The sequence below is a fragment of the Corynebacterium sp. MSK012 genome, assembly GCF_030232435.1.
Taxonomy (GTDB): domain Bacteria; phylum Actinomycetota; class Actinomycetes; order Mycobacteriales; family Mycobacteriaceae; genus Corynebacterium; species Corynebacterium jeikeium_D.
In genome coordinates this window covers 78,853-92,231 of sequence record NZ_JASPJU010000006.1, presented here as the reverse complement: position 1 = coordinate 92,231, position 13,379 = coordinate 78,853, and the positions used below count along the sequence as shown (strand labels likewise).

At 59.0% G+C, this 13,379-nt stretch carries 14 protein-coding genes and 1 tRNA gene; 6 read left to right on the top strand and 9 right to left on the bottom strand.

Translation table 11 applies throughout. From position 1 onward, the window contains the following. Positions 1 to 162: 162 nt before the first annotated feature. On the top strand, positions 163 to 1,227 hold the full coding sequence (locus QP977_RS05250; protein WP_070595964.1) for a flavin reductase family protein: 1,065 nt from the start codon (positions 163 to 165) through the stop codon (positions 1,225 to 1,227). Between the two features lie 69 nt (positions 1,228 to 1,296). Further along, positions 1,297 to 2,637 carry a fatty acid desaturase family protein gene (locus QP977_RS05245; RefSeq protein WP_070595965.1) on the top strand — a complete coding sequence of 447 codons (1,341 nt, stop codon included), beginning with the start codon at positions 1,297 to 1,299 and terminating at the stop codon, positions 2,635 to 2,637. On the opposite strand, the gene QP977_RS05240 is transcribed toward QP977_RS05245, so the two are convergent. Genes QP977_RS05240 through aroA form a run of 3 tightly spaced genes read right to left on the bottom strand, consistent with a single transcriptional unit; the run spans position 2,634 to position 6,533 of the window. Further along, a complete protein-coding gene (locus tag QP977_RS05240; RefSeq protein WP_284847195.1) occupies positions 2,634 to 4,019 on the bottom strand; it encodes a chloride channel protein in 1,386 nt (461 codons plus the stop codon). The two genes, QP977_RS05245 and QP977_RS05240, sit on opposite strands and share 4 nt — an antisense overlap. Further along, positions 4,006 to 5,052 (bottom strand): ribosome small subunit-dependent GTPase A, encoded by a 1,047-nt coding sequence (gene rsgA, locus QP977_RS05235; protein ID WP_049172822.1) that lies wholly within the window; start codon positions 5,050 to 5,052, stop codon positions 4,006 to 4,008. The genes QP977_RS05240 and rsgA overlap by 14 nt, the downstream gene beginning before the upstream one ends. Before the next feature lie 2 nt (positions 5,053 to 5,054). Further along, entirely contained in the window at positions 5,055 to 6,533 is a 1,479-nt protein-coding gene (gene aroA / locus QP977_RS05230) for a 3-phosphoshikimate 1-carboxyvinyltransferase (protein ID WP_065428883.1), read from the bottom strand. Between the two features lie 70 nt (positions 6,534 to 6,603). Here aroA and QP977_RS05225 point away from each other — a divergent pair, with 70 nt between their 5' ends. After that, positions 6,604 to 7,299, top strand: a complete 696-nt coding sequence (locus QP977_RS05225; RefSeq protein WP_070429787.1) for an SOS response-associated peptidase — start codon at positions 6,604 to 6,606, stop codon at positions 7,297 to 7,299. Positions 7,300 to 7,338: 39 nt separating this feature from the next. On the opposite strand, the gene ybaK is transcribed toward QP977_RS05225, so the two are convergent. Then, the gene (gene ybaK, locus QP977_RS05220) at positions 7,339 to 7,851 is read right to left on the bottom strand and encodes a Cys-tRNA(Pro) deacylase (protein ID WP_284847194.1); all 513 of its coding nucleotides are present in this window, start codon (positions 7,849 to 7,851) and stop codon (positions 7,339 to 7,341) included. A gap of 97 nt (positions 7,852 to 7,948) precedes the next feature. Here ybaK and QP977_RS05215 point away from each other — a divergent pair, with 97 nt between their 5' ends. Further along, a complete protein-coding gene (locus QP977_RS05215) occupies positions 7,949 to 8,578 on the top strand; it encodes a sigma-70 family RNA polymerase sigma factor (protein WP_070545775.1) in 630 nt (209 codons plus the stop codon). Next, entirely contained in the window at positions 8,575 to 8,883 is a 309-nt protein-coding gene (gene rsrA, locus QP977_RS10990) for a mycothiol system anti-sigma-R factor (RefSeq protein WP_016422222.1), read from the top strand. Before QP977_RS05215 ends, rsrA begins: the two co-directional genes overlap by 4 nt. Before the next feature lie 152 nt (positions 8,884 to 9,035). Here rsrA and QP977_RS05210 read toward each other — a convergent pair. From QP977_RS05210 to QP977_RS05200, 4 genes are all read right to left on the bottom strand, one after another. Next, positions 9,036 to 9,108, bottom strand: a tRNA-Ala gene (locus QP977_RS05210). A gap of 364 nt (positions 9,109 to 9,472) precedes the next feature. Next, a complete protein-coding gene (locus QP977_RS11020) occupies positions 9,473 to 9,547 on the bottom strand; it encodes a 50S ribosomal protein bL37 (protein ID WP_014300525.1) in 75 nt (24 codons plus the stop codon). Positions 9,548 to 9,623: 76 nt separating this feature from the next. Further along, positions 9,624 to 9,893 carry a WhiB family transcriptional regulator gene (locus QP977_RS05205; RefSeq protein ID WP_016422223.1) on the bottom strand — a complete coding sequence of 90 codons (270 nt, stop codon included), beginning with the start codon at positions 9,891 to 9,893 and terminating at the stop codon, positions 9,624 to 9,626. A 485-nt stretch (positions 9,894 to 10,378) separates the two neighbouring features. Next, the gene (locus QP977_RS05200) at positions 10,379 to 11,485 is read right to left on the bottom strand and encodes a diacylglycerol/lipid kinase family protein (RefSeq protein WP_284847193.1); all 1,107 of its coding nucleotides are present in this window, start codon (positions 11,483 to 11,485) and stop codon (positions 10,379 to 10,381) included. 100 nt (positions 11,486 to 11,585) lie between these two features. On the opposite strand from QP977_RS05200, the gene QP977_RS05195 reads away from it, so the two are divergent. After that, positions 11,586 to 12,044 carry a hypothetical protein gene (locus QP977_RS05195; RefSeq protein WP_255456332.1) on the top strand — a complete coding sequence of 153 codons (459 nt, stop codon included), beginning with the start codon at positions 11,586 to 11,588 and terminating at the stop codon, positions 12,042 to 12,044. Here QP977_RS05195 and QP977_RS05190 read toward each other — a convergent pair. Then, positions 12,041 to 13,372, bottom strand: coding sequence for an Rv3212 family protein (locus tag QP977_RS05190; protein WP_070603433.1), 1,332 nt, complete (start codon positions 13,370 to 13,372; stop codon positions 12,041 to 12,043). The two genes, QP977_RS05195 and QP977_RS05190, sit on opposite strands and share 4 nt — an antisense overlap. Positions 13,373 to 13,379 lie beyond the last annotated feature (7 nt).

Here is a 13,379-nt window from a genome sequence, read left to right as displayed (position 1 = left end):
GCTATTTGTGTCAAAATCATTTGTTTCTCTTGACCAATAACTTACCGCTCCGTAGTCTACGTCTAAGTAACCTACGGACACGTAATAATGAATCGGGTGGGGCATGCCTACTGATGAACAGCGTTATTACTTGTTCGCCCGTGACAGTCAGGAGGGCCAAAAATGGGGCTTAAGACCAAAGTTTCCCGGGTATTCAAGCATTTATCCACGCCACTTTTGCCCGATGATTACACGCATTTGCTAAATCCGCTGTGGTCAAGTCGCGAGCTGCGCGGTCAGATTGAGGCCATCAATCCCACATCTCCTACTTCAGCAGAGTTGATAATCCGTCCGGGTTGGGGGATGCCAACAGACTTCAAGCCAGGCCAGTTCATCGGACTTGGCGTAGAGGTCAAGGGGAAATACCTGTGGCGTTCCTACTCGCTGACAAATGCGCCGCGGCCTCATGACGGGCTGCTGACTATCAACATCCGTGCGCTCAACGACGGCTACGTGTCCCAACACCTCGTCGCCAATGTCAAGCCGGGTACTGTCGTCCGCCTGGCTGCCCCGGCTGGGGATTTCCATCTTCCGGAGCCGCTCCCAGCCCGCATTGCGTTTGTTACCGCAGGCTCCGGCGTAACTCCGGTGATTTCCATGCTGCGTGATCTTTCAGCTCGCAATGCCTCAGTGGAAGTCGAGCACATTCACTCCTACCGCGGCGAGGCAGAAGCTGTGTTTGTCAATGAGCTTCGCGAGCTGGAACAGCGCAGTGCTACTAGCGCGTTGAAGTATCGCCTGCATGCCCGGAATACGGAGACGCAGCCGCGGATTGACGCTGCGGCGGTTACCGACATCATTGCTGACTTTGGAGCGCTGGCATCGTCGGCAAGCGCCTATGCCTGTGGTCCGGTTGAACTGCTGAAAAACCTTGAGCCGGAGTTTCCCGGGCTGCGGACGGAACGTTTCACCGTTGACCGCTCGGCGGCGGGGGAGATCGGCGGCACGGTGAGTTTCGGCAGCCGAGGCGATATCGGCGTAGACGGTGCAACCACCATCCTGGAGGCGGCAGAGAGCGTCGGGGTTGACCTGCCGTACGGCTGTCGGATGGGAATTTGTGCGACGTGTGTGCAGCAGCTCTCCGACGGCGCAGCACGGGACATCCGCACCGGTGCGACGTTTGTGGCGGGGGAGCGGGTCCGAACGTGCGTCTGTGCGCCGGCGGGGCACGCGCGTATCGAACTGTAAGTTCGCCCCACATCTATCTCAACCTGCATTAACCAGGAGAAACTACCTAAAGGAGTTGGGACCCTTCCCATGGCAATTTCCGATATCGCATCGTATGCGCACTTGAGCGAAGAAGACGTCGCAGAGATTGGGCGTCGGTTTGAGGAAATCGAAAAGCAACACCGCGATTCGCTGGGACAGAAGGATGCTCGCTACATCCGCACGCTCATCCGCATTCAGCGCACCCTTGAGGTGACTGGTCGAGGTCTGCTGATGGTGCCGACGGCAGGCATGGCCTTAAACAAATTAGGGATGCTGCCGAAGTCGTGGAAGAACACCGCGCACTGGGGTTTCAAATGGGCGGGTGCCTCAGCGCTGGGGCTGGCAAAGATTTTGGAAAACCTCGAAATCGGACACAACACCATGCACGGTCAGTGGGACTGGATGAATGACCCCGAGATTCACTCGGCCACCTGGGAGTGGGACAATTCCTGCCCATCCAGCGGGTGGAAGCACTCCCACAACTTTGTCCACCACAAGTACACCAACGTGCTCGGTATGGACAACGATGTGGGATACGGCATTCTCCGGGTGACTCGTGACCGCCGTTGGAAGCCATCGACGCTGCTGCAGCCGGTGACAAACGTGGTGTTGGCCAGCCTTTTCCAATGGGCAGTGGCCTTCTACGACGTCGAGCTCGGGCGCGTGTTCGCAGGTAAGAAATCCTGGGATGAGGCCCGACCGCAGCTCATGGAGGTGCTCAACAAGTCGGGGCGCCAGGTGCTCAAAGACTACGTTCTCTTCCCCGCGATGGCGGGTTCGCGTTACCGCGAAGTGGCGTTTGCGAACATGATGGCCAACCTAGCCCGTAATCTGTGGGCCTACGCCGTCATCTTCTGCGGACACTTCCCGGATGATGCCGAGACTTTCACCAAGGAGCAGTACAACACCGAGGACAAGAGCGAGTGGTATTTGCGCCAAATGCTGGGCTCGGCGAACTTCCACGGTGGGCTGGCGCTGTCGGTGCTCTCGGGAAATCTGAATTACCAGATTGAGCACCACCTGTTCCCGGACATGCCATCCAACAGGCTCGCGCAGATTTCGAAGCAGGTTCAGCAGATCTGCCGGGAATACGACCTGCCATACAACACGGGGTCGTTCCCGAAGCAGTTCTTCCAGGTCCAGCGCACGCTGCTGAAGTTGTCGCTGCCGGATCGCTTCTTAGTCGCTGACCCGGACAACGCCCCAGAGGTACGTTCGGAGGCGGCGTTCAAGAAATATCCGCAGGTTGAAGCGGAGCTCCAGTCCAGTTCCCCGCAACGCAAGGGCTTAGCGACGGGCCTGCGAATGCTCCGCCGTCTTCGCCCAGGTGTCCGGGAAATTGTCCGGGCCTACACAGGTCGCTCGACGCACACTGCTGCGCGCGGTTAGTCCTCGATCCGCTTGCGGACCGCAGCCGCGACTGCCGGTTCGCGGTTCCATGGCATTGATTGCTTGTGGGGCAGCCGCAGCCAGGCGCGAATCATGGTCACGGTCAGCGTCGCAGTTGCACCAGCGAGGAAGAGCGCTAAGTAAGCCGAGGAATTCTGGCCGGTAAACTCCACTGTCACGATCAGTGCGAAAAGTGGAGCTGCCATGGACGCCGACAGGAAGGCCGCCGCGCCGAGAATCGCAAAGTCGCTCAGCGGAACTGAGGGCATCAATGGCTGTACGAAGCAGCCGACGATGAAACCGCTGAGCGCGCCAAGGGCAAAGCCGGGAGTCAAGAGCCCACCGACGGCCCCCGAACGGAAAGTAACGAGAACCGCGACAGCTTTCGCAATCAGCAGGATGACTGCAAAACCCAGCAGCGGGCGATCCATGAGAACTGTGGTCGCAGCGATACGGCCATTGCCCAACACTTCTGGAACCCACAGTGAAATCACACCAACCAGTGTGAATGCGAGGGGGATGGCCCAGGCAGAATGCCAGCCAGTCGGTGCTTTGTCCGACATCCGCGAGCTGAGAATGCGAAATGCGTAGCCAATGGCGCCGCAGATAACGCCGAGGAGCAGTGCCGCACCGAGGTTGCCCCAGCCGTCCGAGAGATTAATTGGGCTGTAGAGCGGGCTACTGCCGACCACAATGCCCGACGTCACCGTGGCAATGGCTGAACACGCCAGCACCACCATCACCGCGGTAATACTCAGCGAGCCCAGCAGAATCTCCAACGAGAAAACCGCTCCAGCCAACGGGATGTGATAAATCGCCCCCAGGCCGGCACCGGCCGCTGCTGCGACCAAAATACGGCGGTGTAGTGGATCGATGCGCAGTCGATGCGACATCTGCGAGGCCACCATTGCACCGAGCTCACGCGGGGCATTCTCGCGTCCCATGGATGCACCTGCAGCGACAGTCGCCATCTGCAAAAACACATTGACAAGAGTTGACCACACAGGCATGGGGCGGCCGTGCATGCCCGCTTCAACGCTTTCAACAGGCTTCGCCTTTGTGCGAAGAGCTGCCCAGATTGGTCCTGCAATCAGCCCCGCCAACACAATTCCGACAAAGCGCTGTAAACCAGTGGTGCCATCGGTTACGACCGCTACGTCACCCTCGTGCTGCCCGTAGACCGCGTACTCGATGCCGTGCATGATCAGCGCGAGCCCGGCAGCTCCGAGCCCCGTCGCAAGACCCACGATAAGCGTGTAGATACACAGCCGAATCCAACTGCCGGGAGCGGGGTAGAGACCGGAGCCCGCGTTGTCCGCCTCAGCTCCAGCCGAGGCTTCAGCGGGCGTCTCCACAGAATCGGTGTGGCTAGTCTCTTTCAATGTCCAGCTCCCAATCCTCGTTGTCGCTGATGGCGCTCAACAGGCGACGCACGGCCATCGCTCGACGGTGCTGAACTCCCTCCAGCTTGTCGAGGGCGCACTCTGGATCCGCGGGCGGCCCCAAATGGGTGCAACCACGTGGGCATTCATCTGTCGCTGCCTGGATATCTGGAAACGCCGCCAGCAGCGTCTCCGGTGTCACATGAGCCAGACCAAAGGAACGAATGCCCGGGGTATCAATAATCCACGACGCCGCATCGTCATCGCTTTCCGACGGCAACATCAGCGCCACCGACTGCGTGGAGGTATGGCGGCCCTTACCCACACCACTGACTTCGCCGGTCTCACGGTTGGCTTCGGGAACAATCCGGTTGACGAGGGTCGATTTCCCCACGCCGGAATGCCCAACCAAAGCTGTCACTCGTCCTGGGGCATCGATGAGTTCTGACAGAGGAGCCAAGTCATCATTAATACCGCAGACAACGACATCCACTCCGAGTGCCGAGAACTCCCCGGCAAATTCCTCTGGGTCGGCCAGATCGGATTTAGTCAGACAGAGCACGGGGCGGACACCGCCGGCGTAGGCCGCGACCAGCGCGCGTTCGACAAAACCGGTGCGAGGTTCAGGATCGGCGACTGCGCACACAATGAGCAGCAGGCTGGCATTGGCCACGACGATGCGCTCATACGGGTCATTGTCATCGGCGGTGCGACGCAAAACCGTGCTGCGCTCTGCCAGCTTGACGATGCGGGCCAGTGTGCCCGCACGGCCGCTGACATCGCCTACGACACCGACACGGTCACCGACAACGATATTGGTGCGGCCGAGCTCGCGGGCACGCATGCATGTCACTGCAACATCAGGGTTGTTATCGAGGACTACACCCCAACGACCACGATCCTTGGTCACCACCATGCCCCAGTGGGCATCGGCGTGGCGGGGGCGATCCTTCGTCCGTGGTCGCGACCCTTTACCGGGGCGGATGCGTACATCGGACTCGTCCCATTGCCGTCCACGCCTGCGTGCCGCCACTGTTATTTCCCTGCCTCGGTTCCGTTGTCCACACCATCAAGTCGAGCTTCGACTGACTTTTCCAACGAACTAGGGCTGGGGGAGGCCAGTCCGAGCATCTCCAGCCAGCGCAGGTCGAATCCAGGCATGGTCTTAGCAGTGGTACCGATATTTTCGACTTCCACGCCCTCCGTGCGCAGGCCAACAATGGCACCAGCGGTGGCCATTCGATGGTCGGCGTAGCTGTGCCAGAGGCCACCGTGGAGCGGAACGGGGTCGATCGCAATGCCGTCGTCAAGCTCGGTGGCGCGACCGCCGAGACGGTTGATTTCCGTGGTGAGCGCGGCGAGACGGTTGGTCTCGTGACCGCGCAGGTGTGCGATACCCGTCAGCTCGGTGCGGGTAGTGGCCAAGGCGGCGATGGCCGCGACGGTGGGGGTCAGCTCGCCAATCTCGGACATGTCCAGCGTGATTCCGCGCAGCTCGGACGGCTTTGGGCCCACGACGGTGAGGCTGGTGCGGCCACTCTCGTGACGGTTGAACGTCACGGTAGCGCCCATAGCGGTGAGGATCTCGCGGATGCGGTCGCCCGGCTGCGTGGTGTGCTCTGGCCAGTCGGGCACGGTGACGCTGCCACCAGTGACAGCCGCAGCGGCCAGGAAGGCGGCGGCGTTGGACAGATCAGGCTCGACCTGCCAAGTACGACCCATCATTTCGGTCGGGTGAATGGTGAACGTTGTGCGTGGTCCCTCAGGTGTGTCGGCCGTGGTCTCCTCGACCTGCACACCGGCCTCGCGAAGCATGTCCAGGGTCATGTCAATGTGTGGGCGGGAAGGAATCTCACCGGTCGGGCGAAGTACCAGGCCACGGCCGTAGCGCGGTGCTGACAGCAACAGGCCAGAGACGAACTGGCTCGAAGCCGAAGCGTCAATTTCCACTTCGCCGCCGATGTCCGGCAGATCCTGCTCCTGGACCGAGTCACCGAGGCGGTTGCCCTGATTCGGACCCTGCGGATTGACCGTGAAGGGAAGCCCATTGCCCGCGATGTTCACACCGAGGCTGCGCAGGGCATCCAGCACGGCCGACATCGGGCGAGCCTTGGCTTCTACGTCGCCTTCGAAGAACACCGACCCCTGCGCAAGAGCTGCGATAGGTGGCACGAAGCGCATAACCGTACCTGCGAGACCACATTCCACGACACCACCGCGAAGCATGCGTGGAGTGACGCGGAGCGTGTGGTTCGGGGCACCCGAATATGTCGAGTCGGCACTGATGTCAGTTCCCAGGGCCTGCAGTGCGCGAATCATAAGATCGGTATCGCGAGAGCGCAGAGCACCATGGATAACCGATGGTGTCGAAGATATCGCCGCGATGACAAGGGCACGGTTCGTAATCGACTTCGAGCCGGCAATCTGCACCGTGGCGCTAAAAGGCTGTCGACCGGCCTCGGCACCGTCGACACTTACAGTAGGGGCGGACCAATTCTGATTTTGGGAACACACACAACCAATTATGGAACACTTTCACTCCATACCTCGACTAGAGGGGGAGTCAACGGCACAATCAGTTGGTATGTGTGGTCGTTTCGTCAATTTCACAGTCGCCGAAGAACTGCTCAGCACCACGGCTGAGATTCCCGGTTTGGCGCCCGTGCGTGCCGACGGCCCGTTGCCCACCTCCCGCTACAACATCGGACCGACCATGCCAATAGTTGCGCTTGCCCGCGAGCACCCCGGCCGCACAGGAACCATTGCCGCCACCGTGCGCTGGGGTTTAATTCCGCAGTGGGCCCGCGAAGTGCCAACGACACCTTTCTTCAATGCCCGCGCGGAAACCTGGCAGTCCAAACCGACTTTCCGCGACGGTCTGCCCTGCACAATCCCGATGAATGGTTGGTATGAGTGGAAGGGTTGCCAGCCCTACTTCGTCAGCTTCGGCGATGAGGCACCGCTTTTCACCGTCGCGGGGCTGTGGGCGCGCTGGGGCGATATCGTTTCCGCCACAATTCTCACCACCGACGCCGTGGGGAAGCTCACGAATCTGCATCATCGTATGCCGCGCGTGCTTGCCGACGACGAAGTCAGTGATTGGTTGGATTTTTCGGCCTGGGCAGCAGACGGAGATGTCGGTATGACCAGCGCAAAGGTGGTGGACAAGCTGACCATCCGACCGGTCAACCGTGCCGTCGGCAATGTTGCGAATGAAGGGCCGCACCTGCTGAATGGGCCCGATGGAGCAGCACCCGGCCACAACGAGGAGCTGTTTTAAGGCCGTATCAGCGGGGAGGTTGCAGGAGTAGCCGCAGGGTTAGCGGGCGATGTCGGCGACCGTGGCGTCGCAAAGCGAAACCAGATCAGCGGGTGACAGTTCGATGTCCCACCCGCGGCGACCACCGGAGACAAACACAGTGTCGGAGAGCGTAGCTGTCTCATCAATGACGGTGGGAAGCTTGCGGCGACCGCCAAGCGGGGAGATGCCGCCGGGAATGTAGCCGGTGGCAAGTGACGCGTCATGGGGGTAGGCCATGGTGGCCTTGGAAGCACTGAGGGCCGCGGCGGCGGCCTTGAGGTTGAGCATTCCGGTGGCGGGGACGACCGCGATGGCCAGTCCAGTGCGTTTGCCGGATAGTTCGATAATGAGAGTTTTGAAGATGCGTCCCGGCTCGACTCCGAGGTGTTCGAGCAGCCAAGAGGCGGCCTCTTCGCCGAAGTTGTCGCTGCCGTGGGGGAATTGGTGAACGTGGAAGTCGATTCCGGCGTTCTGACAGAAGGCGATGGCCGGGGTGGCGGCAGCGGATTTTTTGGCGGACTTCTTCGACATAATTTCCCATCGTTGCACACCAGTGCAGCTACGCTACGAAATGCCTGGTGACGGGGTCTGGCCGACTCGTGGGTGAGGATGTTTTAGGATAGGTAGCATGTCAGGTGATCAGACAGGAACATCGGCCATCCGGACTGATGAGTCGGATGAGGAGCTTGCGCAGCGCTTTGAGCGTGATGCCATGCCGCTTTTGGATCAGCTCTATGGAGCGGCGCTGCGGATGACACGCAACCCCGCCGATGCCGAAGACCTGGTGCAGGAGACCTATATAAAGGCTTTTCAGGGCTTCCGCTCCTACAAGCCGGGCACGAATCTGAAAGCGTGGCTCTACCGCATTCTGACGAATGCGTACATCAACAACTACCGCAAGGCGCAGCGTCGTCCTGCCGAGTACGCCACCGATGACATCACGGATTCACAGATCGCGGAAACCGCGTCGCACACTTCGATAGGGCTGCGCTCTGCTGAGGTTGAAGCGCTGGAAAAGCTTCCTGATGAGGAAATTCGTGACGCTTTGATGAGTCTCAAAGAGGATTACCGGATGGTGGTCTACTACGCCGATGTCGAGGGATTGCCCTACAAGGAAATCGCCGAAATCATGGGCACGCCCATCGGAACTGTGATGAGTCGGCTCCACCGTGGAAGAAAACAGCTCCGAGACGCGTTGCACAACGTGGCCGCGGAACGTGGATTCTTGAAAGAAGAGAAGGGAGATTCTCCGCGATGAGCCGAGAGTCGAGCCAAGATATGGAGCAGACGCCAGAGCGCGGGCACGCCTGTGAAGATGCTTTCTGTCAGGATGTCCACTCGCGCCTACACGCATTTTTGGATGGAGAGTGTGATTCGGAGGAACGCCGCTTTCTCGAGGAACACATTCACAAATGCCCTCAGTGCTTAGAAGAGTTCGGTTCCGAGCAAGCTATACGACGGCTGCTACGCCGGTGCTGCCAGCAACCTGCCCCTGAGGACCTCCGTCAGCGCATTACCACTCGGATTCGCGTGTCCTATACGCGGGTGGAGTACCGCAGGTAGCTGCTGGCGGCTAGGTTTTGGTGCGTCATCTTTTGGCGCGTATTCCTTTGATGCTTAATGCGATGTTGCGTAATACGGTAATGCGGTAATGCGTAATGGGAAAATCCCAGGTCACGGTGATGTGGCCTGGGATATTTTTGTGGAGCTATTTGTGGAGCTAAGGGGAATCGAACCCCTGACCTTCGCATTGCGAACGCGACGCTCTACCAACTGAGCTATAGCCCCATTGCTTTCGAGCAACCTAGCTGGAGCTGCTGTAAAAGCTCTGTTTTCAGACGTTACTCCGGTGGGGTTTGGGCTCCAAACTCGCTGGTAAGGTTCTGGCGGATGGTTAATCCGGAAAGCGAGGATGCGGTATCGACGAGGCATCGAAAAGGTGTTGAAAGTGACTAGGTTTATGACAAAAAATCGCGGGTGAATTCAATTCATGTGTCATAAACCTAGTCACTTTCAGACCTGCTACCCGTTGAGGTATCCGCTGGAGGCATAAAAAACTCCACCCCGTCCCTCGGTGCAATACCGAGTTGTGCTGGAGTGGAGTGAGATGTCTTAGCCGGTGATGGCTAAGACTGCTGCAACTAAGGGCAACTTAGCTGTTCGGACGCTTGCCGTGGTTAGCCTTGTTCTTACGGCGGTCCTTGCGCTTACGGCCACGCTTGCTCATAGCTGGGCTCTCTTTCTATCGGGTTAAACAGGTATCAACCGGTATAGATTACACGGTACGAGGGTAAGTCCTTTAATTAGACCGTGGTGCTGGTGCGAGTGCGACGGGTGCGGCCGCGGTTGCGACGGCGCTTCAGTGCGCGACGCTCATCCTCGCTCATGCCGCCCCAGACACCTGCATCCTGGCCGGTCTCAAGTGCCCAGGCCAGGCACTGAGCAGTAACGGGGCAACGGTTGCAAACGACCTTGGCCTTAGCAATCTGGGCGAGAGCCGGGCCGGAGTTACCGACCGGGAAGAACAGCTCCGGATCCTCTTCACGACAAACGGCCTTGTGACGCCAATCCATGACAAACTCCTAAAACATTACGAGCCCCGGGTGAGGGCAGGGTTAAATTTCCTTGCGGGAAGGCAGCTCCGGAAATGGATTTCGTCAGACACGACAAATCGCCGTATCTCAACGAAGGTTGGGGTTCATTCCCGGTTGCCCAGGGGTATTAGGCATCTTGGGAGGGGCCACCTGTTCCATCGCATATACGACGTGAAAGGTAGTGGGGACTCACCAAAGAGTTTGCGCCTAAAAAGGCGAGACTTGCATGGTTACACAACCAGTGAACTGCGTGCCTGTCTCGCTGACGATTTACATGTTTTCACGACTGGGGCGGTTCGTAAAGAGCAAAATGAATAAAAGTGCAAAACCTCACAGAAAAGTGAAGTTTTGGTTAAAACGCCAGGTCAAAACTAGCCCCTTGTGGGGGTGATTTTAGTTTTGGTAATTGCAGTAGTGAGGGTGTATGGCGCATTTTTGTTGGCTTGTCAGTAAACAGTTGCAGCTTAAGTCGGGTTTGTCTCGGTCTTTTGGCTAGTACTGAACAGTCGGCGTGTGCGATCCATGACCTTTTTGGTCACCACAACGAGCAAGCGCTCGTCCACGGGGCGGGTAGCGACTTTCTTGGTGAACTGGTCCTCGGTGTAATCGTCGGCACGCGCCACAAAATTGATAGCGCCTTGCTTAACACGGATGTTGAGGGACTCACACTGATTGATGTACTCGCCGTCCAACTGGAGACGAAGTGGGGCAGTAGCGGTGAGCTCGATGTGCTGGACGTTGTCGACGCGTCGTTCGCGGGCTTCGACGTGGAAGGGGGAACGCAGTCGGGTGAAGAAACCGGCTAAATTGGCTGCGGCGACAAGTCCCGTCACTCCCCTCAGGGAAGTGAAGCCATAAAAGCCCAGGCCCCTGCGTAGGGACACAGTGGGGTTGGTGACGATGGGGAGGTCGCCGAGGAATGTCCAGGGATTGGAGTTGGACACCACGGCCATTGCGAGATCACGGCCAAACTCCGTGCCGTCGGTAGTTGCGGTGATTTGTGGCGGGCTTTTGCGCAACTGATTCCATGCGGTGAAAATTGCCGGCAAATAGCGCACGGCTTTGGCGCGGGTACCGTTTTGTCGGAGCTGTTCCATGGTGGAAATGACTTCCGCATCGATGCCGATACCGGCATTGACCACGAAGCATCGCTCCGCTGCATGTCCAACGCTGATAGTGCTGCGGGTTCGGGAGCGCAGCAGACTTGCGATGTACCACGCGGCATCTACGGGGTCGCGGGGAATACCCAACGCACCTGCCAAAACGTTGGCGCTGCCGGTGGGAATTGTCGCGATGGCAGGCAGGTCAGTGGCAGGCAGTGCGGAGAATGGGTTGGAGTTCATGAGCCCATTGACAATCTCGTTAATGGTTCCGTCGCCGCCGAGAGAAATAATGACGTCGTAATCGCGAACCGTTTTACCCGCCACCATTTCTGCAGCATGGCCAGGGTAGGCGGTAAACATGGATGTTAAGCGAATCCCCTCGACCGAGCGAAGCGCCCGCACAACGCGGGGCATACGTCGAGCAGTGTTACTGGTCGAATTCGGATTGGAGATTAGCAACGCACGCACAGGCACCAAGAATAGTGCATGAGCAGACTTGTGATGGGCGCATTAGCCGGTATGCCTCCAGGGTGTATTCATCGGTTCGCACCGGGCTAACATGTAGGGCGTGAGTAACCAGAAAAACAGCAGCAATGCGCCCAAATCGCGTACTACCGACCAGCTTGCGGCAGCCGACGGGCCGATCGCCGCACCTCAGGTTGTTATGGTCGGTGCGTGGATTGGTGCCGCCGAATGTGCCCTCGGTCTGGGCTACGGGATCTTCCTTCTCATTCGTGATTTGATGGGGTACCGCGACGAGGCCGCGGTCATTTCCGGTTGGGGTACCGCGCTGTGGTTCCTTCTCATTTTCGGCGCTGTTCTCGCTGGTGCGATTATGTTGCTGCGTGGCGCCCGATGGGGGCGCGGGCCGATTATTATGCTCAACCTCTGCTTGCTGGGCGTGGCCTATTACATGTTCCGCTCGAGCGCTTTTCTGCTTGCTCTACCGACGGCGGCAGCTTCAATTGCTGCGCTGGCCTGTATGTTTAGTCCGAAGGCGATTGATTGGGCTGCCCGCTCTTTCTAAGCTTCGATGGCGAACGCGTCGACTGACTCACCGCGCTGAACTAGTAGCGTGTCACCGACAACCGCAAGGCGCACGGGCACTTCCGGCTTGTCCGCATTATTTGCATGAGTGGACTTCGCAGCTGCAGGCAACGGGAGTGTGCCGATAATCTCGAGAGTCTTGGCATTCAATACCGCGACTCCGTCAGCGACTGGCATGAAAACATGCTCACCCCATGGAGCTGGGGTTCCTGTGGCCTCAGGAAACTCGAAATCCGGCGCCAGGGTGCTCGGGCGGAAGCCCAGTAAACCACGCGGCGACCACCACGTCATGTGATGGGGAAGATCCGTTGTAAAAGGCGCACGCGGGGCATCGCCGTTGGAGTTAGCTTCCGCCGGTGCTGGGCGCAGGGTAGTCTCATCCAGCGCCAATTCAGTCAGCATCGTGCCGTCCATACGAAAAACTCGGATGCGATTGTCTGACAGTACCGCCGCCGTGTCCTGGCCAATCGATACCAGTGACATATCTGCAGTTACCGGACCAAGGTCAATATCGCTCTTGACCTCCGGTTTCCGAGACTCCTCCGGATTTGCCGCCTGCATGACCAGGCGCCCGTGACCATCGCAGTTGTTTACGACGGCCAGCAGCTCCACGCGCGTGAGCGCACTGATAATCGAACACTCCGGATGCGGCTGCATCTTCGGTTCCGGAGACGCTGGAATCTTGCCGTACTCGACTACTCGGACCAGGTCAGAGCGCCACAGCTCCAGGAATCCAGAGTCGTAGACACCCGCGTATGAGTTCGAGCGCACGGCGGCAGGGCTGTCAGCCGCAATCGATTTACGGGTCGCGACATACTGCCCCGAGTCGGGCTTGAGTGCAACGGTCTCACCGCAGCCAGCTGCCCCACGAAAAGTCGCGAAAACTTGGCCATCACTGCCCGAGAGCGCACAAAGCGGAATATCTCGTCGATAGTGCCAGCGCTCCGTGCCGTCGTTAAGCGAGATAGCACGCACGCCCTTGTTCTCAGCAACGATGAGGGAGTTGTCCATCACCAGTGGCGCCGGGGAGATGGTGTGCGTGCTTGTGCTTGCCGACGATTCAGTGGACCACACCGGCCGGAGAGTATGTGGCATTGCCTCCGGATCGTTCGCGGCCGGGGCTTGCGCTGTGCTGCTCGTCGGTGCCGTGGATTCAGTGCGATCGACCTTACGAGCCGGAGAAGCGACCCATATCCAACCGACGACTAGCACTACGGCGATGATGAGAACTACTGATGCGATTCGATTGCGGCGCAGTCGGGTCTCTGCAGTGGTGGGCTCAGCGTTGGCTTGTGGTGACTGCAGCACGGTTGGA

Bases quoted from the DNA above. Each gene is read 5' to 3' on its own strand.
- QP977_RS05250 (WP_070595964.1), top strand. From the start codon at position 163: ATGGGGCTTAAGACCAAAGTTTCCCGGGTATTCAAGCATTTATCCACG.
- QP977_RS05245 (WP_070595965.1), top strand. From the start codon at position 1,297: ATGGCAATTTCCGATATCGCATCGTATGCGCACTTGAGCGAAGAAGAC.
- QP977_RS05225 (WP_070429787.1), top strand. From the start codon at position 6,604: ATGTGTGGTCGTTTCGTCAATTTCACAGTCGCCGAAGAACTGCTCAGC.
- ybaK (WP_284847194.1), bottom strand. From the start codon at position 7,851: ATGTCGAAGAAGTCCGCCAAAAAATCCGCTGCCGCCACCCCGGCCATC.
- QP977_RS05215 (WP_070545775.1), top strand. From the start codon at position 7,949: ATGTCAGGTGATCAGACAGGAACATCGGCCATCCGGACTGATGAGTCG.
- rsrA (WP_016422222.1), top strand. From the start codon at position 8,575: ATGAGCCGAGAGTCGAGCCAAGATATGGAGCAGACGCCAGAGCGCGGG.
- QP977_RS05205 (WP_016422223.1), bottom strand. From the start codon at position 9,893: ATGGATTGGCGTCACAAGGCCGTTTGTCGTGAAGAGGATCCGGAGCTG.